The 24754-nt window shown below is 41.8% G+C and carries 13 protein-coding genes; 6 read left to right on the plus strand and 7 right to left on the minus strand.

Annotation, left to right across the window (positions count from 1 at the left end):
* Positions 1-39: 39 nt before the first annotated feature.
* The 5 genes from R2Q66_RS12225 (at position 40) to R2Q66_RS12245 (ending at position 15521) form a co-directional block, all read left to right on the plus strand.
* Entirely contained in the window at positions 40-10896 is a 10857-nt protein-coding gene (locus R2Q66_RS12225) for a hypothetical protein (protein ID WP_316749301.1), read from the plus strand.
* A gap of 38 nt (positions 10897-10934) precedes the next feature.
* On the plus strand, positions 10935-11951 hold the full coding sequence (locus tag R2Q66_RS12230) for a zinc-binding alcohol dehydrogenase family protein (protein WP_316749302.1): 1017 nt from the start codon (positions 10935-10937) through the stop codon (positions 11949-11951).
* 6 nt (positions 11952-11957) lie between these two features.
* Complete coding sequence (locus R2Q66_RS12235; RefSeq protein ID WP_316749303.1) at positions 11958-13631, plus strand: serine hydrolase; 1674 nt, start codon at positions 11958-11960, stop codon at positions 13629-13631.
* 86 nt (positions 13632-13717) lie between these two features.
* Entirely contained in the window at positions 13718-14464 is a 747-nt protein-coding gene (locus R2Q66_RS12240; RefSeq protein ID WP_316749305.1) for an amidohydrolase family protein, read from the plus strand.
* A 220-nt stretch (positions 14465-14684) separates the two neighbouring features.
* Positions 14685-15521, plus strand: a complete 837-nt coding sequence (locus R2Q66_RS12245) for a DUF6266 family protein (RefSeq protein WP_316749307.1) — start codon at positions 14685-14687, stop codon at positions 15519-15521.
* 190 nt (positions 15522-15711) lie between these two features.
* On the opposite strand, the gene R2Q66_RS12250 is transcribed toward R2Q66_RS12245, so the two are convergent.
* The 7 genes from R2Q66_RS12250 to R2Q66_RS12280 all read right to left on the minus strand — a co-directional run bounded on the left by R2Q66_RS12250 (position 15712) and on the right by R2Q66_RS12280 (position 22848).
* Entirely contained in the window at positions 15712-16875 is a 1164-nt protein-coding gene (locus tag R2Q66_RS12250) for a S41 family peptidase (protein WP_316749309.1), read from the minus strand.
* Between the two features lie 432 nt (positions 16876-17307).
* Positions 17308-17673, minus strand: a complete 366-nt coding sequence (locus R2Q66_RS12255; RefSeq protein ID WP_316749376.1) for a serine hydrolase — start codon at positions 17671-17673, stop codon at positions 17308-17310.
* 31 nt (positions 17674-17704) lie between these two features.
* The gene (locus tag R2Q66_RS12260) at positions 17705-17881 is read right to left on the minus strand and encodes a hypothetical protein (RefSeq protein WP_316749311.1); all 177 of its coding nucleotides are present in this window, start codon (positions 17879-17881) and stop codon (positions 17705-17707) included.
* Between the two features lie 71 nt (positions 17882-17952).
* Positions 17953-18378, minus strand: coding sequence for a serine hydrolase domain-containing protein (locus tag R2Q66_RS12265; RefSeq protein WP_316749313.1), 426 nt, complete (start codon positions 18376-18378; stop codon positions 17953-17955).
* Entirely contained in the window at positions 18375-18488 is a 114-nt protein-coding gene (locus R2Q66_RS12270; protein WP_316749378.1) for a LuxR C-terminal-related transcriptional regulator, read from the minus strand. The genes R2Q66_RS12265 and R2Q66_RS12270 overlap by 4 nt, the downstream gene beginning before the upstream one ends.
* Before the next feature lie 26 nt (positions 18489-18514).
* Positions 18515-18784 (minus strand): helix-turn-helix transcriptional regulator, encoded by a 270-nt coding sequence (locus R2Q66_RS12275; protein ID WP_316749314.1) that lies wholly within the window; start codon positions 18782-18784, stop codon positions 18515-18517.
* 134 nt (positions 18785-18918) lie between these two features.
* Entirely contained in the window at positions 18919-22848 is a 3930-nt protein-coding gene (locus R2Q66_RS12280) for a two-component regulator propeller domain-containing protein (protein WP_316749315.1), read from the minus strand.
* A 627-nt stretch (positions 22849-23475) separates the two neighbouring features.
* Between R2Q66_RS12280 and R2Q66_RS12285 the strand changes: the two genes are divergently transcribed.
* A complete protein-coding gene (locus tag R2Q66_RS12285; RefSeq protein WP_316749316.1) occupies positions 23476-24735 on the plus strand; it encodes a glycoside hydrolase family 88 protein in 1260 nt (419 codons plus the stop codon).
* Positions 24736-24754: the final 19 nt, after the last annotated feature.

Below are 24754 nucleotides of genomic sequence, written 5' to 3' on the forward strand. Positions count from 1 at the left end.
GCAGAACCTAAAACTACCTCATCAAACGCTTCCCGAATTTTGAAAAAAGCAACCCGTTTCCTATTTGTATTTCTACTCCTGTTAAGTAATTTAATTAGCGCCCAACAACCATTTAGTGTGATCAATGACGTTCCTCATCTTGCTTTAAGAGCGCCTGATGCAGTTGTTGATCCTGAAATAGGGATGTTAATTTACAGTACGATAGCAGATAAACCATTAGTGTATACCGGTGCCGTCTGGGAAGATTTATGTACCAACAGGATTGGAAACGGAAGCACAAATGAATATTTTACGGTAAAAAACGGGATTTCTTATTTAGCAGTTTTAAGGGATAATCCTGCCAATTCCGACAAAGCCGGAACCATTTATTATTCCTCAGTTAAACAGTCGGCCATGATTAATAATGGAACCGGCTGGATTAAAATCCGCGATATTGGCAACAGCACTTTTACAGAAAGTAAAGGATTTTCTGCGGGAATTGATGTAAAAACATTCAAGCTTCCGGTGTTGCAAAATAACCCACCAACGGCCGGACTAGCCAAAGGCGCATTTTATATCAATTCCTTATCCAGAAGTATCCGTTACTACAATGGCTTAGTCTGGAAGGATTTAAATTGTACCGATCTGCCTTCCATCATTACGCTTCCGCTGAGTAATATTACCAGTATGACCGCTATAAGTGGGGGAGATATTACCGCTGATGGCGGAAGTCCGATTACCGCCCGTGGGATAAGATGGAGTGTTAAAGGAGATCCAATTGATGATCAGGATGCCATCTTAACGAATGACGGTTCCGGAGTAGGTACCTTTCCAAGTTCTTTAACCGGATTGCTGGGTAATACCACGTATTATGTGAGGGCCTACGCGGTTAATAGTCAGGGAACTGCCTATGGCAACCTGTTGCAATTTACAACTGCTCCTCCGGGATTACCGGTACTCAGCTTTGCTACCTTAAAAATAACCGATATTACGGAGAAGTCTGCTCAGGGCGTCGTTAATATTCTGAACAACGGTGGGGCCCTGGTTAGCGAACGTGGATTTACCTGGAGTACCGACAAGATCAACTGGTTTATCGGTAAATCAACGGACATTAATAAAACGGATATCGGGATATTCAGTGCCAATCTGGTCGGTTTACTACCGGGCACAACCTATTATGCAAAGGGATATGCGACCAATAGTGTAGGTACGATTTTCACCAGTGAAACAAGTTTTGTAACCAATTCTGCCCCATTTATTGTGACGATTAAACCGGTAAATGTCACCGGAAATGAAGCCTATAGTGGTGGACACATTAACAACAACGGAGGGTCCGGGATCACCCTTCGCGGCATCTGCTGGAGTACGGAAGAGCTGCCAACCATCGCATTGAACACCAAAACCGAAGAGCCGGTTTCCGGTGATGGGGTAGGAAGCTTTAGTAGTAAACTTTCCGGACTTAGCCCGGCAACGAAATATTATGTACGTGCTTATGCAGTAAATGACGCCGGACTAACCTACGGTAAACAGGAAACATTTACCACACCAGATTACGCAACAGTACTCACCTTATCTGCAGGCGCTTTCTTCAACAATACAACTATCGTTGCCGGACAGGTTCTGGCCGATGGGGGGGCTCCGGTTACTTCCCGCGGGATCTGCTGGGGAACAACAGAAAACCCTGATGTCAATGGTGCTTTTTCCTCTGCTGGTGCAGGAACCGGTGTTTTTAGTAGCAAATTAACCCAGTTGTTACCTCATGTGACCTACCACACACGGGCTTATGCAACCAATAATGTAGGTACGGTTTATGGAGCCGATAAAACGTTTATCATGATTCCGGAAATTCCGGAGGTTAGCACCCTCGCGCCATTTGCCATGACCAATATCTCGGCAACTGCCGGAGGAAATGTAACCAGTAGCGGAGGCGCGGATATCACTGCAAGAGGCATACGATGGAGCATTAAAGGTGATCCGATGGATGATACTTCAGCTGGACTAACCGAAAATGGTTCCGGAACTGGTAGCTACGAAAGCGTATTAAACGGGTTAATGGGGAATACCAGCTATTACCTGCGCGCTTATGCCACAAACAAGTTCGGAACGGCCTACGGGGAACTTCTGGAATTTAAAACTTTAGCAGCTCAGGTACCTGTACTAGCCTCTTCCACACTGAATATTACTGACATTACTTATACCGAAGCTTCAGGAAGTATTCATATCCTGAATAATGGGGGAGCAGCAGTAGTTTCAAGAGGGATCAGGTATGGTACAGATAAACTGAACTACCTGAGTCAGGAATCGCTGAGTCAGAATCCGACGGATTTAGGTAGCTATTTGACTAACCTTAAAAACTTATTGCCGGGAACTATGTATTACGCGAAAGGTTTTGCAACCAATAGTGCCGGCACTATTTATACCACAGAAACTAGTTTTACGACCCCATTGCAACTCAGCTTAACCACTACTCCGGTAACTCAGGTAACCAATAATTATGCAGAAAGTGGTGGACATATCCTGAGCTCAGGAATGCAGGGAATAACCTTCACCGGAATTTGCTGGAGCAGCTCTCCGAACCCAACTATAGCCGATGATTATATCAGTGGCCCTGTTTCCAATACTTTTATCAGCAAAATGGGCGGACTCCTGGGGAATACCAAATACTATGTCAGGGCCTATGCCGGCAATTCTGCTACCCTTGTTTATGGTAACGAACAAAGCTTTGTGACGGCAAGTTCCGGACTGGCCACAGTGACTACTGTAGACATTACAAACCTACAGAGCAGCAAAGCTACAGTTAAGGGAAATGTAATGGGTAACGGAGGTAGTTTGTTGACAGAAAGAGGGATTTGTTGGAGTACCAGGGCTGATCCAACTATTGCAGATCAATACTTAGCAGATGGTGATGATCTGGGCGAATTTCTCTTAACGCTGACTGGCTTATCAGCAGAAACCAAATATTACGTTCGCGCCTATGCCATAAATGGAGTAGGAATTTCCTATGGTGAGGAGCTGGTTTTTAGCACAAAAGCGACTCCAACTACCGCCACTTTGAAAACCTTAACGGCAAATGAAATTACGGCTTTTTCTGCAAATAGTGGGGGAGAAATTACCAATGATGGTGGATCTGCGATCAGCGGAAGAGGGATCTGCTGGAATACTTCAGGATTGCCAACTACCGCAGATCAGCTGACCAATGGAGGGGCCGGAACCGGAAATTATGTGCAGACGATGACCGGGTTAAAAGGAAATACCAGCTATTATATCAGGGCTTATGCCACGAATGAATCAGGCATAAGCTATGGTCAGATAGTACAATTTACCACAGCTCCTCCTGTTCTAGCGAGCTTAACCACCAAGCCGGCTAGTACCGGGGCGCAGGGAATTACAGCGCTTAGTGGTGGTATAGTGTCTAACGATGGCGGTGCAGCGGTTACCGCCGGAGGTTTAGTTTGGAGTACCACTGCCGGATTTAATCCGGATACGGTTTCCAGCAAAAATCACCTCCGTATGGAGGGCATAGCCGATAACTTTAACATCACGATGACCGGGTTAAAACCAGGCACAATTTACTATGTGAGGGCTTTTGCGGTCAATAGCGTCGGAACGGCTTATGCGACTAACGAAGCATATTTTACTACATTTAATAAACCATTTATAACCACCAGCTCCATTGAAAACATTAGCAATAGCGGAGCAACAGCTGGCGGGAATATCAGAGACAATGGCGGCACAGCAGTTGAGGCCAGCGGGGTATGCTGGAGTACCGGAAACAACCCGGATTTAGCTGATGAGCAGACCACAAGTTCGGTAGGTACCGGCAATTTCAGTCACCAAATCAAGGGATTACTAGCCAATACAACTTACTATGTCCGCGCATACGCAACTAACAGCGTAGGAACAGCTTATGGCGCAGTACAAACTTTTCTTACGCTTCCCCCAACGCTTGCTACTTTAACCACGACCCAGGCAATAGCTACTTCCGGAACAACAGGGAGCAGTGGCGGTGTTATCGAAGACAATGGTGGTGCAGCGGTCACTACCAGAGGGATCTATTGGAGTACACAACCGAACTTCAATCCGGATACGGTTTCCCTGAATAAAACAACAGAAAACGGCACATTTAGCAACGGCAACTTTGCTGCGTTATTGAGCGGGTTGAATCATTATACGGTTTATTATGTCCGCGCTTACGCGAAAAATAGTGTAGGTTTTGCTTATGGGAACCTGGTTAGTTTTATCAGTCCTAAGTTGCCCGAATTGAGTACTTTAAATACCAGTGCTATCGGAAGTACCTCGGCCATTAGCGGAGGTGATATTACAGATGATGGGGCAGCGGCGATCACTGAAAGGGGCGTAGTCTGGGGTCTAAAAGCAGATTTTAATCCGGATGCAGAGCTGCTGAACAGAACCCATAACGGGACTGGCACAGGGGTGTTTAACGCCACGCTCCCTAAGTTAAAACCCGCAACTAATTACTATATCCGGGCGTATGCAACAAATGTGGCAGGAACCAATTATGGGAATTTATTGACTTTCCTGACTAACCCGCCGGTACTAGCGACTTTAAGCACTAAAGCGGTTGTAAATATTACCGGATCTACCGCAAGTTCAGGAGGTATCCTGTTTGATGATGGAGGTGCGGAACTCATCAGCGCTGGAATGGTTTGGAGTACCACCTCCGGATTCAGACCAGACACCGTACAGCAAAATAAAACCACGCAAATAGCGACCGGTAACTTTAACAGTGTGCTAAACAGTTTATTGCCGGGAAAAACCTATTATTTCAGGGCCTGGGTAAGCAATAGTGTCGGTGTTGCCTATGGGAATGAACTGAGCTTTACTACCCTGAATAGTCCGACTTTAACCAGCACTGAAATCTCGGTTTCTTCGACAGGAACCATGGCTACCGGAGGTGGTACGATTCTTAATGACGGAGGTGCTGTCTTGACAAATCAAGGACTGGTATGGAGTACAACAGCAAATCCTTCGCTGCTATCACCGATGAAAACGGCTTATGATCCGCGTAGTGGAAATACCTTTAGAAGTATACTGAGGGGGTTGGAACCGGCTACTTTATACTATGCAAAAGCCTATGCGATAAACAGCCAGGGAACAGGATATGGTAATGAAGTTACGTTTACCACGCCTCCTGCCTTACCAACAATTACAACGAATTACCTGGCGGCCAGCTCTAAATCAAGCGCTACCACAGGAGGCGATATTCTTAAAGATGGTGGCGCAGCCATCCTTGCACGTGGGGTGATTTGGAGTAAGGATCGTAATTTTAATCCGGATACCGTCCAGGTCAATAAAACAGCCAATGGAGCCGGATCAGGCATATTTACCGCAGAAATCACCAATTTAGCTTTAAGTACCGCTTACTATGTTCGCGCCTATGCGCAAAACAGTGTAGGAATCGCTTATGGAAATCAGGTGAGCATTACCTTGTTTCCTACGGCGCCGATCCTAAACACTACTGAAATTACCGAACTTGGAGGCTTTACGGCCAATGCTGGCGGAGAATTTACCAGTGACGGCGGGGCAGATATTGCCAGGAAAGGATTGTGTTGGAGCCTGAATACCAACCCAACTATCAATGATTACAGCACTGTAAATGGCTCCGGAATGGATGCTTTTACTGCTACGATGACCAATTTATTGCCGAATACCCTGTATTATGTGCGTGCTTATGGCCTTAATAAAATTGGTGTGGCTTATGGGATTGAGCGTACCTTTCTGACCAATGCTTTCCCTACACTTACCGTAACCAGTCCGGTCACAAATATCCATGCAACGATAGCAACCAGTGGCGGGGAGATTACAAATGATGGTAGAACGCCAATTCTGACCAGGGGAATTACCTGGAATACGACCGGTAATCCAACCATTGCATTACCTTCTAAAACGGTAGACAATAGTGCATCCGGAACCGGCAGTTTTATTGCGCAAATGACCGGATTAACAGAAAATACCACCTACTATGTAAGGGCTTATGCCAGCAATGCCGTTGGTACTTCTTATGGCAGTCAGGTTTTGTTTAGCACACAAGAAGTGGAGCTTCCTTTGATCGGGACTAAGCCTGCAACTTTAATCAGCAGCAGGTCTGTAACCACTGGTGGAAATATTACTTATGATGGTGGGATACCGGTGACCAAACGCGGGATCTGTTGGAATACCAGTCCGGCGCCTACGGCTGATTTGCCTACAAATATGGTAGACCTCAAAGCCGGAGCAGGGAACTTCGATACTGTCATTAGCGGATTACTTCCGGGCACAACTTATTACCTTCGCGCTTATGCGATCAACAGCAAAGGAACCAGTTATGGACAGGAAGAAACCTTCAGTACACTAAAGGAACTTCCGGTAGTTTCGGGAGTGACCATCGCTGATATTACGCTGGTTTCTGTGAAAGCGGGAGCTGTGGTAACTGCCGACGGAGGTGCTGCCCTCAGCGCAAAAGGATTCGTGTGGAACACTACGGGCAACCCTACGCTTTCTGATCAGGTACTTTCTTCCGGACCAGGTATCGGTTCGATTTCGGAGATTTTGACCGGATTAAACAGCGAGCTTACTTATTTTATAAAGGCATTCGCAACCAATAGTGAAGGCACCAGTTACAGTGCAAATGAAACGATTTTTACCACTAAAATTTGTCCGCCAACTTTTACCGTTTCCCATGTTGCAGGTGTTAATGGTGCTGCGGCTACTAAAACGGTTACCTATAATACCGTGAAAACCATGATCTCCGGATCACCAAGGTGTTGGATTACTCAGAATCTGGGTGCAGATCATGAAGCCTCGGCTTTTAATGATGCAACCGAAGCTTCTTCGGGATGGTACTGGCAGTTTAACAGATTGCAAGCCTATAAAATGGACGGGGTACGTACCCCGGCAACGGCATGGACGTTTTCAATCTATGAAAATGCGGACTGGGCACCTGAAAATGACCCATGTATCCAGTTACTCGGCACTGGGTGGAGATTGCCAACCGCTGTAGAACTGAAAAATATTAAGAAGGGGCCGAAGACCTGGGTAAATGATCAGGATAGCTATAATTCTCCATTGAAATTACATAATGCAGGGATCTTTAGTTACGACAGTAATTTTTATTACCGTGGAACACATGGTTTTATTTGGTCAGGTCAGCAAGCCGACCCGGGTAAGGGAACGGTGATGTATTATTCAAGTATAATTAACGACGTAGTTTCTTATGAAAAGGCTTATGCCTGGTCTGTACGTTGTATTAGTGGTCAGACCGTCCAGATGGCTCCGCTGGTTAGTAATGTGACTGTTCCTTCGGCAAGCATGAAAACTGATCGTGTTGATGCTCAGGCCGATATTATACAGGATGGTGCTGCAACGATTACCGCAAAGGGATTTGTATGGAATAACACCGGCAATCCTACTTTGAAAGATCATGTAGTTTCCGCAGGAGTTGGTCCGGGCGCAATTTCGGCTACTTTAACAGGGCTTGATGAATCGCTGACTTATTACGTCAAGGCCTTTGCCACTAATATCGAGGGCAGCAACTACAGTGTTGAGGAGATGATTTTTACCACTAAAATTTGTCCGCCAACATTTATCATCTCCCACCTTGAAGGTGTGAATGGGGCACCGGTTACGAAACGAGTGACGTACAATACGGTAAAGACGACAGTTTCAGGGCAGTTGAAATGTTGGATTACCCAAAATCTGGGTGCTGATCATGAGGCTGTTTCCGTTAATGATGCCACCGAAGCTTCGGCAGGATGGTATTGGAGATTTAATCAAGTACAAGGTTATAAAATGGAAAACACACGGATACCAGCAACGGTATGGGGCTGGAGTATCTATGATAATAGTGACTGGACAGCTGCCAATGATCCTTGCTTTCAGATGCTGGGTCAGGGTTGGAGAGTGCCAACGGCTACAGAATTGAGAAATGTGAAAGGAAGTCCGCAAAACTGGAAAAATAATCAGGATGCTTACAATTCCCCATTGAAATTACATAATGCAGGATTGATAAGTTACGATGGTAGTTTTCATTATCGCGGAACACAAGGTTATTTCTGGTCCGGTACACAAACAAGTCCTACGATGGGCTCGGTGATGTATTTCAACAGCACGGTTGTTGATCTCATTTCACTGGAGAAATCCTACGCCTGGTCTGTACGTTGTATCAGTGATCAGCTGATTAGAATGGAGCCAGTAGTAACAGATGTGATTGTTCCTTCGGCGACCATCAAAATCGACCGTGCTGAAGTTCAGGCTACCGTTGTAGCGGATGGTGGTTCTACGGTTACTGCGAAAGGATTGGTATGGAATACGACAGGCAATCCAACATTAGCTGATCAGGTGATTTCTTCAGGATCTGGCACAGGCGCAATTGCAGGCACTTTAACCGGGTTAAATGAAAATCTGACCTATTATGTAAGGGCATTTGCAACCAATAGTGAAGGCACAGGTTACAGTGCTAAAACGTTCATTTTTAGCACTAAAATTTGTCCGGCAACATTTACCGTGTCACATATCGCAGGTGTTAACGGTGCTGCCGTTACTAAAACGGTTACCTACAATGCGGTGAAAACGATGCTTTCCGGCGAGCCAAAATGCTGGATCACCCAGAACCTTGGTGCAGACAGGGAAGCCTTATCCTCCAATGATGCCACCGAAGCATCCGCAGGATGGTACTGGCAGTTTAACAGATTGCAAGGTTATAAAATGGAGGGAGCTACACGTACACCAGCTACGGCATGGAATAGAACAGTTAATGAGAACAGTAGCTGGACGGTTGCCAATGATCCTTGTGTTCAGTTGCTTGGCGGGGCCTGGAGATTACCTGTTGCTACCGAATTGAAAAATATAATGGGGTCTCCGCAAAGCTGGACCAGTATTAAAGATGGCTATAATTCCGCATTAAAAATACATACTGCGGGCTATATTAGTTATACCAGCGAATATTTCTTCCTTGGGACTTATGGTTACCTCTGGTCAAATACACAGGAAAGTAATACCCTAGGATCGGTCTTGTATTTTAGCACGGGTACCGGTGTAACGGGCCTTGACAAAGGTTACGCTATGCCTGTCCGTTGTGTCAGTGATCGGGCTGTTCAAATGGCCCCTGTAGTTACTGATGCGATTGTTCCTGTGTCCACTATCCGCGCAGATCGTGCCGAAGTTCAGGCCAGCGTGATGAAGGATGGTGGGGCTGCAATTACCGCGAAGGGATTTGTATGGAATAACACCGGCAACCCAACTTTGAAAGATCATGTAGTTTCGGCAGGGACCGGACTGGCTGCAATCTCAGCTACTTTAACCGGACTGGATGAATCGCTCACTTATTATATTAAGGCCTTTGCGACGAATACCGAGGGCAGCAGCTACAGTGTGAATGAAACGGTTTTTTCTACTAAAATTTGTCCGCCAACATTTATCATATCCCATGTTGCAGGAGTTAATGGCGCGCCGGTTACTAAAAAAGTGACTTATAATACGGTAAAGACCGCAGTTTCCGGGGAGTTAAAATGTTGGATTACTCAAAATCTGGGTGCCGATCAGGAAGCTGTTTCCGTTACAGATGCCACCGAAGCTTCGGCAGGATGGTATTGGAGATTTAATCAATTACAAGGTTATAAAATGGAGAGTACAAGGATGCCAGCAACGGTATGGGGCTGGGTTATTACGGAGAATAGTGACTGGACTGCTGCCAATGATCCTTGTCTGCAAATGCTGGGTGGGGGCTGGAGAGTGCCAACCAGCACTGAATTAACCAAAGTGAAAACGAGTCCGCAGAGCTGGAAAAATAATCAGGATGCTTATAAATCCCCATTGAAATTACACAATGCAGGGATGTTTAGTTACGATGGTAATTTCTTTTATCGCGGAACACAAGGTTATTTCTGGTCCGGTAACCAAACCAGTAATACGATGGGCTCGGTACTGTATTTCACCAGCACGGCTGCTGAAGTAATTCCGCTGGATAAATCCTACGCCTGGTCTGTACGTTGTATCAGTGATCAGGTGATCAGCTCGGCACCTGCAGTAACGGATGTAATTGTCCCATGGGAGACGATAAAAGCAGATCGTGCCGAAGTTCAGGCTACCGTTACAGCGGATGGCGGTGCTACGGTTACTGCAAAAGGATTGGTCTGGAATACTACGGGTAATCCAACATTGGCTGATCAGGTCATTTCCTCAGGATCTGGCATAGGAGCAATTACGGGCACTTTAACCGGTTTAAATGAGGCGCTGACTTATTACGTAAGGGCATTTGCAACCAATAGTAAAGGCACTGGTTACAGCGCTAAAACGATCAGCTTTAGTACTAAATCTTGTCCGGCAAGTTTTACCGTGTCACATATTGCAGGTATTAACGGAGCTGCGGTTTCTAAAACCGTAACCTATAATACGGTGAATTCGATGCTTTCCGGCGAGTCAAAATGCTGGATAACCCAGAATCTTGGCGCAGACCATGAAGCTTTATCTGCCACTGATCCTAGCGAAGCTTCGGCAGGATGGTACTGGCAGTTTAACAGATTGCAAGGCTATAAAATGGAGGGAACTACACGTACACCTGCTACGGCATGGAATAGAACTATTTCTGAGAATAGCAGCTGGACTGCCGCCAATGATCCTTGTATTCAGTTGCTCGGTGGGGGATGGAGATTGCCTTCCGCTACAGAATTGAAGAATGTGGTGGGGCCTCCGCAAAGCTGGACGAGTATTGCCGGTGGATTTAATTCCGCACTAAAAATACATACTGCGGGCTATATCAGTTACACCAGCGATTTTACCTCCCGTGGGACTTATGGTTACCTCTGGTCGAATACCCAGGAAAGTAATGCGCTCGCATCGGTGTTGTGTTTTAGTACGATTACCGGAGTAACGGGTCTTGAAAAAGGTTATGCTTTTTCTGCACGTTGTTTGAAAGATTAGGTTTAATTTACGGACTGTAAATTAAATAAGGTATAAAAATGAAAGTATTGATTTGCGAGGCACCCGGAAATCTGGTGTATTCAGAAAAAGAAATTCCAGTCTTGCAGAAAGACTATTCGCTGGTTAAGATCAAAAGAATAGGTATCTGCGGAACAGATTTACATGCCTTTGAAGGCACACAACCTTACTTTAATTACCCCCGGATTCTTGGACACGAACTTTCGGCGGAAGTCATCGAAGCTAATGGTGCTACGGGTTTTGAAAACGGGGAAATGGTAACCTGTATTCCTTATTTTAACTGCGGTATCTGTATCGCCTGTAAATCGGATAAACCAAATTGCTGCGTGAAAATGAATGTTGCCGGTGTCCATATTGATGGTGGAATGACCGAATATTTAAACTTGCCCTCGTATTCACTGGTACATGGAGAGGGTTTAAGTTATGATGAACTGGCACTGATGGAGCCGCTTGCTATTGGCGCACATGCAGTTCGCAGAGCAAATATTTTACCGGGCGAATATGTGCTGGTGATCGGAGCCGGACCAATCGGTTTAGGTGTGATGGAATTTGCCCGTATTGCGGGAGCAAAGGTTATTGCGATGGACATCAACGACAACCGGTTATCATTTTGTAAGGATAATTTACAGGTAAAACATACGGTGAACCCGCTGAAAGCCGATCCTCTGGAAGCAATTACCGCGCTAACCAATGGGGATATGCCGACGGTAGTAATCGATGCTACAGGTAATTTAAAGGCAATTACGGATGGATTTCGTTACCTCGCCCATGGTGCCAGGTATGTATTAGTCGGCATACAAAAGGGCGATATCAGCTTCAATCATCCCGAGTTTCACAAACGAGAAGCCACTTTAATGAGTAGCAGGAATGCCACCCGGGAGGATTTTATGCATGTGATGGCCGCTATGAAAAGCGGACAAGTTAAGCCTTCCACGTATATCAGCCATCGGGTGATATTTACTGAAGTTAAAGCCGAATTTGAAAACTGGTTGGATCCGGATTATGGCGTGATTAAAGCAATGGTGGAAATTAAATAAAAACAGATGAATTTATATGCGATACGGCCAGCGGTTCTAATGATCTCCGCACTTTTGTTTTTTTACTGCGGAGCAATTGCGCAAGTCGGAAATGTTAAAAAACACCCGCTAGTTACTGATCCGGTTCAAAAGGGCAATATTGGGAAAATTGTTTTTACAGCTCAACCTATTGATCTCGATAAATTCGATAAGTCCGTAGCAATGCAACAATACGAGTTGACGAACAAGAGCAATTTGTTTATGACGGTATTTTTAGGGAATACCATGACGGGGTATTTGCAGCAGCTTGCCCCGGGATCGGATACCAGCGCGTTGGTTAAGGCCGGTAATTATCAGTTTTCCTTTTTTGTTGATGATAAACTGGTTTACCAGACCAACCTGTTGCCTGGAGCACCTCGTGCTCATGTGCAACATACGGCAACCGTATGGACCAAACCTTTGATCGATAACCAGCATGAAGGTTCCTGGTGGAGCCAGTCTGCCTGGAACAGGTTTATGTTCAATGGGGGAGACCAGGCGCTGACGGAAGGGAGTCATATTTTGAAAATTGAGTTGAGACCCTACCTTAAATCGGCCAGCATAACTGTAGGTGATGTCATTGCCTCCGGCAAGTTAAATTTAGCGGTAAAGCGGAAGCCATTCGTTGACGTAGCCAAAATAAAACTGAATACCATAAAATCTTACGATGGGTTTAGTCCGTCAAAACTGTCTTTTGATCAGGATAAAATCAAGACACTAAAAGCTAATATTGACGCGGATGTATTCAGGCACATCACGAGTGTGGTGGTGATTAAAAACGGGCAAATACTGATTGAAGAGTATTTTAATAATGCCACACGCGACAGCCTTCATGATGTGCGTTCTGTTGGTAAATCTTTTGCTTCTACCTTGACGGGAATTGCGATCAATGATGGATTTTTAAAATCTGAAAATCAGACCTTAAGTGATTTTTACGACCTTAAATCCTATGATCATTATTCTGCTAAAAAAGCAAATACTTCCCTGAAAGAATTCCTGACCATGAGTTCTGATTTTGATGGAAATGACGATGATGGTGATTCGCCTGGCAATGAAGAAAATATGTATCCTACTGCCGACTGGGTGAAATTTGGACTCGATCTCCCGGTAGATACGCTGAAATACCAGGGGCAATGGCATTATTTTACCATTGGTGCCATGTTAACGGGCAGTATACTGGACAAATTAGTACCGGTAAGTCTGGAGAATTATGCTGCGGAGAAGCTTTTTAAGCCAATGAATATTACCCGTTACGAATGGCAATATACCCCTCAAAAGGTAGTAAGCACCGCAGGAGGAATTCGTATGAAGGCGCTTGATCTCGCCAAATATGGACAGTTGTATAAAAACGACGGTCTTTGGAATGGCAAACAATTGGTTCCCAAAAAATGGGTCGGTAATACGTTTACAAAGCATGTTGCAATTACAGGGAAGCCGGATGAGTTTTATGGGTATCTGTTCTGGAACAAAAAATACCATGTGAAGGGTAAGTCGTATGAAGCTTTTTATTGCTCCGGAAATGGAGGAAATAAAGTTTTTGTTTTTAAAGACCAGCCTTTAGTAGTGGTGATTACCGCTACAGCATACGGGACTGCTTATGCTCATGCCCAGGTAGATAAGATGATGGTGGAATATATTTTACCAGCGGTGGTAGAAAATTAAAAGTACGCTTCGTAAAATGCAGAAAATTATATTCACCATAAGTTTATTGCTTGTTTTCAATTCTCTTTTTGGGCAGCAAAAAACGTATGACCTCATCATCAGCCAGGGGGATTTATGGTCATATTGGCGATTTAAGTCCTGATTACCTGACGATTCCTCAGACTTTAACTATCGGACTCCGCAATTACGAACATATCGCTGCTATTCCAAGCGCAATTATCCAATCGGCAGCAGACAAAAGTCAGGTTGAAAAGCAATTCAAGACACATTTTGGAGAAATGGATACGGAAGCGAAATATCTTGAATTTTTTCTGGAACAGTTTCGTTTTGTGAAGGAAAATAAACTTCCTGAACTGGAGGTTTTTATTGCTGAACTGGCGCTTAAGAAAGCGACTTTCTGCAGTACGATCCACAGGTTGTATGAGCAGTTTCATCCCACTTATTATTCTTTGCCAAACGATACTTCCCTAAGTCTGGCTCAAACCAACAGGTGCCTGGAGAGTTTCCAGATCATGATGCAATGTATGAAAATGATGCAGGACAAAGGTCTTGAAATACGATTAGGATCGGACGGGGCAAATGGCGGAAGGATCAATATATCCGAACTGATCCTGCTGTGTAAATATGGGTTTTCAGTGGCTGATGCTTTTAAAATAGCCACCATCAATGGCGCCAAAGCAATGAAAATTGAAGACCAGGTAGGGAGCCTGGAAACAGGTAAACAAGTGAATTTGCTGATCTGGGATAAAGACCCTTTTGCTGACTATACTAACTTTAGTCTGGGAAAAACCATCATCAAAGATGGACAAATACTAAACAAGGCTATGTGGTAGAAGTAGAGTCAGGGTAATGAGGTTTTAGTATTGTGATTTTCTGAAGTATCTTTCTGGTAAGTTGCTAGGGCTCTGCTGGTCAAAATTGCCTGAAAAACCTGAATTAGTCTTGTATGAAGTTCAGATGTGTTTGCTAATAAAATTAGTAAATATATAGGATATACAGTAGTTTGTGTGTATCTTGGTTATCAGTCAATTCAGGCGAATTAATCAAAATATCATGGCAATATGTAAACCAGGCCCTTTTGGGCAGCCTTCCGGGAAAATAGGAAATACGATTTTTTATATGTTAAAAGGACAGCCGGTATGTCGCAGTAACGGAAAACCGGGTAAGGCGACGCTAAAGCAAAAGGCTAACCAACAGGAGATGAAGGTAACGATGGAACTGTTGAAACCGATGAAGGATTTCATCAATGTCAGTTTCAAACTGGAATCGGAAGGTTCGGTTAAAAACCCGCACAATCTGGCGACTTCCTATAACAAAAAACAGGCTTTAAGTGGTGAATATCCCAATATTAAGGTCGATTATAACAAAGTTGTGCTGAGTCGGGGATTATTGGAAAGTGCAGCAGATCTGAAAGTTAGTAAAGGAGCAGATGGCCTGCGGTTAAACTGGAATTCCAATATTACGGAGGATGGTGGTACCGATGATATCCTGATGGTATTGGTTAGTCATCCTACAAAAAAACAGGCAAGTATCTTTCTAAATGCAGCCAGAAGGGCGGATGGGAGCTGTTTTCTCCCGCTGGATAAGGATTGGATGATGAGGGAGCAAATGGAAGTTTATGCTTGCTTCAAATCTTCCAATGAAAAATTAATCTCTGATAGTACCTATGTGGGGAACCTGAATGGTGTTCCGGATAGTCCGCTTGAAAAAGCTGAAAAAGTGAAGTATCAGGTCGTAAAAGATCGTTTTGATCTGCTTGCTGCGGATTATGATCAGAAAAGAATGGACTACGCGGAGGGAGTCATCACAACCAAAGCTTTCCGGTATCTGGAAAAAGAATACCAGGTTTTAAAGGAGAAATTGAAACACATGCCCGGGAAACCATCCTAAAATACATTGGGTTTCGTAGGCCATAGGGCTTTTAATACTTGTTTTTAACCAAATTGTCGGGAGTTGTTTGCCAATTTTTTTTCGTAATCAGTAATGGTGTTGCAGTGCTCTTTTACATACTTGTTGTTAAGAAGTAGTGCGGAGAATTGTAAAATAAAACAATGACTATTTGATCGGATTATAACCTGTTTTATTGACCCGCTAACCAAATCGCATACTTCAACTGGACATCTTTATTTTCGATGATATCCTGAATATTGGGGTAGATTTTGTGTTGAGGAATAACTCCGCGTCCAATTTCTTTTACCGGGTTTACCGACATTTCGTACTTAACGGGACCAAATGAGATCTCCATTTTTGTATTTGGCAGAATAAATTCGGTTTGTACACCGGAAGTATTTCCATCATAAGTTCCCCCGGTTTCTTCTCCAATAAAATCACCTCGTTTATGGCTGTAGGCGATAGCACAGAATTCGGATGCTGTAGAGAAAGAAGATCCGTCTATTAGAAATAATACTTTGCCATCATAATGATATTTATTTGGTGGGATCAACTGCAAATTCGGATGAGCTTCCTTATCCATTTGGTATTGGTGGCCTCCAACTTCCTTGATCATGGAAGGTTTTAAATCATTGTAGGAAGAAACATTGGTTTTGAATTTTTCGTATTCCAGATTTTTAGTAACCGTCTTCAGGTTTTTGTAATACTTAAAAGGCTTATTGGCTAAGTAAGTATAAAGCAGGCTTCCATAAGTATCTTTTCCACCTCCATTGCCCCGCAAATCAATAATTATGGTTTTAATGTTCAAATCAAGTACCTGCTTAAAACTGGTGGTTAAGAACTCCTTAAAATCTACTTTTAACGCTTGTGGGTCAAAAGTCCTGATCGTAATTAACGCGATATGGCCAGGCTTTATGGAAAAATCAATTGGCGGTTGGGGAGAATCTGGCTTTTCATTTGCAATGATGTTTTTCTCCAGATCGGCTTTAATCCGGTCTTTTTTTATCTGTCCATCCCTTGATTTATATACCACATCAAAGTAAGGCTGTTCAGCAAAAGCGATGAAATAGTAGAAATAAAAGAAGTTGTTTAAAATGCGATACTTTTTAGTTTGAATGTTGCCATCGGAGACGAGGTACTTTAACAGTTCAATTTGGATTGCAAGAATAGGTTTGTTATTAATGGAGATTATTTCAGATCCTGCCGGAATAAGTGGATTAGGAACCGTATCTGCATATACTTTATGTGCTATAAATTGCAGCTTTACCGGGAAGAATAACGCTTTTTCATTCCGGTAGGTTTCTAATTGAGCGGGTAGACTACCATATAAATGTCCATCCTTCATTTTACTCATTAGAACCTTGATTTTCTTGTAAAACTCAAGGTCTGTTGTCTCCTTATTAATTGTGCTATAGCAGCTGTCAAATACAGTATTTAGCTTTGTAGCAGAGTATCGATTGGGAGATGGGTATTTATTTTGAATATTGTTTCTAAAAAATACAGAATCTTGTTTGAGACCATCAGTGTGATTTGAATTTGGGATTTGTCCGTACGAAACTTGCGAAAAACAAACTATTAACAGGAACTTTATTAATGAGTAAGCTTGATGTCCAGACATGAATTAATCGTTGTTTTAGCAAACATATAAAAAATACCCCAATGCGCTTCATTGTGTTTGCTTAGGGTTACCGGGTGTTTTTATTAATACTTTCGATCTTTTCAGTAAGCTGTGATTCTAAATCTTTAAAATATCCGTTATAAGATTGTGAGACTACTCCATTTTTATCTAACAGGTAGAATGAAGGATATCCATCATAAGGTATTTATTGCAGAGAAATAGTCCTCCTAAGCCCGTTGATGGATTAAAAACGATAAATGCGCTCACTCCCGGATCGTCGCCATCGTGTCCAATAGTACCGTTTGCATGCAAATTCCATAAAATACCTTTGTTTCTATTTTCTAGCTTTATTTCCTGTGGTGGATTTTGAATGGAAATCTGTGGGCTAAACATGGTCTGAAAAGATTTTTGTGTTAACAAGACGGATTTTCCTGATAATCCATTCATGATATCTACCAAAAACTTACTTAGGTCTACGGTATTCGTTTTCAATCCTCCATCCGGATAAGTAATCGCATCATATAATGGGAAGATTAGATTTTAGTTGTGATAGAGTATTGCGTAGTTAGGCAATTAATGCTGATCCGATATTACTATGACTAAATACCTGATGATCAGAGATGTTTGCAAAGTTTTCCTTGCTGTAATATTTCCCTTCAGTAGATAAGTGATTGTAATAGAATTCTTTGAGCGTAGCGTCCTGGATTTTTTGCTGATACCCCATGCTGGTTAGCACTTGCATTAGGTCTGCGCTATAGGGCCTTGTTTTCAGGTCAAACTTATACGTGTTGAGTAAAATAGATGGGTTATCTATTAATCCGGAGGTGTGAGTTGCGAGTGTTCTGATCGTAATTTTATGATCAGGTAGGGGTTAACTACTTTAAAAGGGAGAATCTCATTGATATCAGTATCTAAAGTAAAATAGCCTAATTCAGTTGCCTTCATAAGGGCAACAGCTAATATCATTTTACTCACTGAGCCAATAGGTTGTATGGATTTGGAGGAATAAGGTGCTACTGTCTGAATATTAGCAAAGCCGAACCCCTTTTTATAAATGCCCCCTTTTGCATTCACAATTGTTACCGCAAGGCCAGGTAAACTGTCTTTAGAAACTACTTCTTGCAGCTGTTTAGTTAAATTGAGTTGCTTTTTTTGTGCTTGAACCAGCGTGATACATCCGAAATAAAAGAGCAGAAAACAGAGATAGCCGATAATGGATTTTATAGTTTTTTGCTTCATGATTTAATGATGGATTCATTCTGACGATGGCTGTTGATCGTATTTATACTGATCGATAATAGATCATCTACTTCCTTACTCATTTTACCTTTCCGAATCAGCTGCAGCAGGCTGGTTTTAGATAATTTTTCCGTATTTAGCCTACTGGCTTTGTAGCATAATCAGCCAGTATATCAGATATTTCCTTTATAGTCTTTATACTGAATGCATGTCTGCCCGTTAACCATCTTTTGATTTCGTCTGGATTGATGTCCAGGGAGATGGCAAGATCGTTCTCTGAAAGGCCCTGGTTTGCCAACGTTTCTATGGTTTTATTGGCAAGAGCCAGATTTAGTTGCGTTAATTCGGCTATAGCGGGGTTTCCGCTTTCTTCCAGCCAGATGGATACAAAATCGTTTTCTTCCATTTATGTTTTTCGTAATTTTTTAAAGTATCCCGGGCTTTTCGTACCCGCGGTTCATTTAGGCGGCAAATCTAATGATATTACTTTTTAAAACACGATTATAATCAGAATATTCAAGTAGCCTTAGCCTATTGATTTTAAGAAGAGGAGTCATTGTTATACTGACTTGGAGGTGTCCCAAATTGTTTTTTAAATTCTTTAGTGAAATATTTTGTGTCTATAAAGCCTACCAAATAGGCAATTTCTGATACGGGATAGTTTTTCTTCCCAAGCATTTGAGCCGCTTTTTTCAACCGGATACTTTTCGAGAAATCATTAACGGTCATGTCGGTGAGTGCTTTAATCTTTTTGTATAAGACTGATTGACTAATCCCCATTTTATCTGACAGGATCTCCACGCCAAATTCCCGGTTTTCCATACTATCTTCAATTATTCCGATAAGCTTTGATAAAAATTGCTCATCCAGATTGTCCATAACAATTCTTTTGGGTTCAAAAAGAAACTGCTGGCGGTATTTAGCAGAAATTAGCTCCCTTGAATCCAGTATGTTACGAACATTTAGAAGCAATACATTCTGGCTAAAAGGTTTGGTTAAATAGAGATCCGCCCGCATCGCTAATCCGCTGATCTGATCGGTCTCTGAGGTTTTTGCAGTAAGCAATATTACCGGAATATGGCTGGTTCTTTCGTCCGTTTTAATGTTTTCACAGAGTTCCAGTCCGTTTTTATTTGGCATCATGATGTCACTGATAATCAGATCCGGAATTTCATTTGTAGCCATTTCTAACCCTGCTAAACCATCTACACTTTCCAGTATTTTATATTCTTTTTCGAGGATACCTTTTATTAATGCCCGTAGCTTTTCATTATCTTCTACAATCAGGATGGTAAACTTCCCTATATCCTGGCCAGGGCTGGACAACTGCAAGGCGTCTTTATTTGCCTCTAAATGATCCGCTTGATTTTCTGTGGGTACTGGAGGGTAAGGATGATGTTGCGTATTGTGAATTGGTAATTTAATGGTGAAACACGTATTTCCGGTTTCACTTTTAACAGTTATGGTTCCGTTATGCAAATCAATGATGTGTTTACTTAAAGCAAGGCCAATACCATAGCCGTTGTTTTTATGATGTCCATCTATCTGATAGTAATTCGCAAACAACTTGTCATAATATTCTGCAGGGATTTTCTCTCCGGTATTCGATACACTTATAATTACTGAATCCAGCTCCTTATCAATGGTCAGGATTATGCTCCCATTTTCTGATGTAAACTTTACTGCATTGCTTAATAAGTTAAAAATGACTTTCTCCATTTGTACCTTTTCTATAGCTACAAATAGTTTGTTTTCAGCATGAAAGAAGGATAAACTGATGTTTTTTATGGCACAAACCTCTTTGAAAGAACTATAGATCTCCTCCAGAAAGCCAATCATATCACTATCCGAAAAGTTTAATTTTAAATTATTTGTTTCCACTCTTCTGAAATCCATTAACTCAGTTACCAATCTTACAAGCCTGTCCGTGTTCTTTTTAATAGCGGTTAACTGTTTATTTACGATGTCGTTGTTTTTGGTTTCTTCAATCACTTTTTCAATTGGCACCATAATTAAAGTCAGATGTGACCTTATTTCATGGGATACATTGGTGAAAAAGTTCAGCTTTAACTGATGAAGTTCTTCATCTCTTTTCATGAGCTGTCTGAGGTAAAAGAAGCGCACAAAGAAGAAGGTGATTGTGCCAAGTGTCATCAGGTAAAGGGTATATGCCCACCAGGTTTTCCATAGCGGGGGCAAGATCTTAATGTTTATGTTGATGGGTTTACTCCATACACCATCATTATTTGCTCCCTTTACAGAAAACACATATTCTCCGGCTGGAAGGTTTGTAAAAGTGGCTTCAGGTATGGCACTCTGATTCCAGGTTTTGTTAACTCCTTGTAGTTTGTAGACGTATTTGTTCTTTCCTGGTTTGATGTAATTTAGCAGTGCGAATTCAATGGTAAAAATATTCTGGTTGCTATTGAATGTTAGTTTAGGACTGAGAATGATATTTTGCGCTAGAATCCCGTTTTTTCCATTTGTTTTTTCAGCTTCATCATTAAATAGTCTTAAACCTATAAAACTCATGGGGGCATGGTCATTATTTTGTTGAATCTCAAGTGGATTAAAATAGGTTATGCCGTTTAGTCCACCCATATATATGGTTCCATCTTCGGCTTTATATAATGAATTGAAATGGAATTCATCTCCGGCGAGGCCATCAGCCATCGTATAAGTCTGAAATGTTTTTCGATCTGCTTTTAACCTCGATAAGCCATTTGTTGTGCCAAACCACAGATTGTGCTGCTTATCTTCAGTAATACTCAGTATGTTATCATTACAAAGGCCATCCTTTGTCGTATACCTTGCGGTAATTTTTCTCGTTTTAGGATTGTAAACCTGTATTCCTCCATAATTTAATCCCATCCAGATATTACCATCATGATCTTCTGTCACTGTGTTGAATGTATTTATTTCCGGATCCTTTGGGCCGGAACTCATGATGCTTAAAGTTTTTTTATCCGGATGATATAAGAGGATTTCCTGATTGGTTACGATCCATAAATTCTTGTTTCTATCTTCATAGTACTTTTGGATAATTTTATCTGCAAAGTATTTCTTGAAAACCGGAGGTGTTATATCAGTAAGTGTTGTTCCTTCCCGATGGTACAAGGCATTAATGCCCATTCCTCCAATCCATAATTGCTTTTGAGCATCTTCTAGAATAGTAACTACAGTTGAAGATTTAGTTTCAAAACCATTTTTTTCAAAATAGAATCTTTTGAACTTTCTATTTGCAGGATCATACAAGTTTAATCCTGTTCCACTGGTACCAACCCATAAGTGATTATCACTGTCTATATAGACTTGTTTGACCAGGTTTGAGCTCAGACTTCCGGGATCAGCTGGATTGTTCATAAAAGAGGTAACCTGCAGCGTTTGCCTGTTAAAATAATTTAATCCTCCTCCTTCAGTTCCAATCCATAAATTCCCTTTTGCATCGCCAACAATTGACCGGACCACATTACTACTGATACTGTTGCCTTTGGCAGAACTGCTTAAGGTTTTGAAGGTGGTTTTTACACCATAGGAGATGTTTACACCACCAAAATAAGTGCCCACCCAAATGTTTTTAGCTTTATCCTCAAAGAGACTGTAAACCGAGTTTTGATTCAGACCTAAGGGGTTGTCGATCTGGTTTTGGTAATTGTTGAAGCTGTAGTTTTCGGGGTTGAATACGCTGATTCCCTCTTGAGTCCCAATGATCATATTTCCTTCCTTATTCCAGATCATTTTCCTGATGGAATTATGAATGAGACTATTTGGATTGTTATGCTGATGAACATAATGTTCAAATGTTTCTTGTTTTTTGTTAAAGCGGTTAAGCCCCCCGGTTCTCGTTCCAATCCAAAGATTTCCTTTTGGGTCTTCCACAATAGACTTAACCGGACCATCACTTATACTACTGTTATCGCCAGGGATATGGGTAAAGATCTTAACATCAGTTATTTTTTTGTTGTACCGGCATCTCATCAGCTCGTTACTTGTGCCAATCCAAAAATATCCCTGCTTGTCTTTATAGACACATTGTATTTCCCGACTAACCAATGGGGAAATCGCTAATTGATTAGCACTTATAAATGAGTTTTTTTGTTGTTTATTTACCAGATATAACCCATGATCCGTACCAATCCATAGCTCATTTCCGTCTTCATAAATGTAGGAGACATTAGGTTTTACTATTTTTTTTTGCTGATAAAAAATTACGCGTTGAAAATTATCATTTACCGCATCATATTTGTCCAAACCGGTTGATGTACCTACCCATAAAGTTTTTTGATGGTCACAATAGATGGTATTGATAAAACTGTTGCTCAACGATGTTGTATCATTTGGCAATGATTTATAGATTTTAAAGCGAGTGCCATCATATCGATTCAAACCATGTCGGGTAGCAAACCACATGAAACCATAGACATCCTGAGCAATATCAAGGACTGAACTCTGTGAAAGTCCATCACTCACTTTGATTGAATTAAAACTTAGTTTTTGTGCTTTAGTCTTAAAAAACGGATGGAAAATAAACAAAATAAAAATTATTTTGCATAATCCAGACTTAAGATGGTTATACATTTTTGCAAGTAAATATTTGGTTGGTTTGGATTCTAAATATAGAATTTTAGACCTAAATGGAGGCTTGAAAATAAAATATTCCTTTATTTTATTAGGATGATCTCTGGTTATTTTTATCCGTTAGGACCCCTTGCTGATCCGGGATTAGCTCAGGTGAAACAACATGTCAAAGCCCCAACACCAGGGGAGGTGTTTCTGTTTCCGGCTCTTAATAAAGTATTTAGGGGTAAAAAATAGTTCTAAATCAGAATATTCCCCCATTTTAAACAGGATTACCCACCATCCGTTTCCACTGATAAGTTCATTTTTGATTTTAAGGTGTTGCAAGTTTTTAGCAAACACCTGTAATGAATCCAGTGATTTAAAGATCCCTGGCAAGAAACCTAAAAAACCAAATTAAACCTAGTGATACAAATGTACAAAAGAACATTTTTATCCCTTTTGATCCTTTTCTGTTGTGGGACAGTAAAAGTGCATGGACAAAATGGGATATCAAAAACGGACTCCTCTTATTTATTAATGAAAAAAGTTGCTGACTGGCAATGGAACACCCTTGAAACCAAAGGCTGGAAAAATCATAAAAAGGATTGGACCAGCGGAGCCATGTATACAGGCATGATGGCCTGGGCAAAGCTGGCAAATGACGAACGCTATTATAATAAATTAATACAGGTTGGTGTAGATAACAAATGGGATACCGGTAGATACAGATATTTTGCAGATGATTATTGTGTGGGACAATTGTATTCGCAGTTATACACCATTTATAAGAAACCCGAATATATTCAGAAGTTCAAAGCCTTAGCGGATACCATTGTTACTTTACCTCATTCGGAAGGTCTGGAATGGAAGAATAACATTTTTGTACGTGAATGGGCATGGTGTGATGCTTTGTTTATGGGGCCACCTGCATTAGGGTATTTAAGCCAGGCTACCGGCGATTCCAGATACCTCGATAAATCAATTGCATTATGGTGGAAATCTACAGCATACTTATATGATCAGGAGGAACACCTTTACTATAGAGACAGCCGTTACTTTAATAAAAAGGAAAAGAATGGCACTAAGGTGTTCTGGAGTAGGGGTAATGGTTGGGTAATTGGCGGTTTAGTCCGACTACTGTCTGTAACGCCGGAGAATCATCCGGAGCGCAAAAAGCTCGTTAAGCTATATATACAATTGTCGGAGAAGTTGGCCTCGTTGCAACAAGCAGATGGGAGCTGGCATGCCAGCTTGCTGGATCCGGATAGTTTTCCTGTAAAAGAAACAAGCGGTACCGGATTTATTTGTTACGCAATGGCCTGGGGTGTTAATAATGGCCTGATTCCTTATAAAAAATATGAGCCTGTTATTTCCAAAGCCTGGACTGCTTTAACAACTTCAGTACATCCTGATGGCAAGTTTGGATTTGTACAAGCTCAAGGTGCAGCGCCGGACAAAGTAGGTTATGACGATACCGATGTGTATGGTGTGGGTGCTTTTTTATTAGCCGGTACTGAAGTGCTTCCTATGTATGTAAATCATAAAAAAGATGTGTTTGTAACCAGGGTTTATAATGAAACCGGAGTGGAAAAGGAGCAAACCATCGAAGTAAAATGGTCGGATTTATCTAAAAAGGTTAAAAAGCTTAGTCCTGATAAATTAGTGCTTAGGGATGCGTCTTCCGGGTTGTTGATTCCTTCAAAAGTGGATTATAAAAATGAAAAGCCGCAATCGCTTCACTTTACGGTAAAGGTTTCGCCAGGAACAAATAGAATTTTTGAGGTCAGTAAGTCATAACATAAGTCATAAATATCAT

It is taken from the genome of Pedobacter gandavensis, assembly GCF_032677645.1.
Lineage (GTDB): Bacteria > Bacteroidota > Bacteroidia > Sphingobacteriales > Sphingobacteriaceae > Pedobacter > Pedobacter gandavensis_A.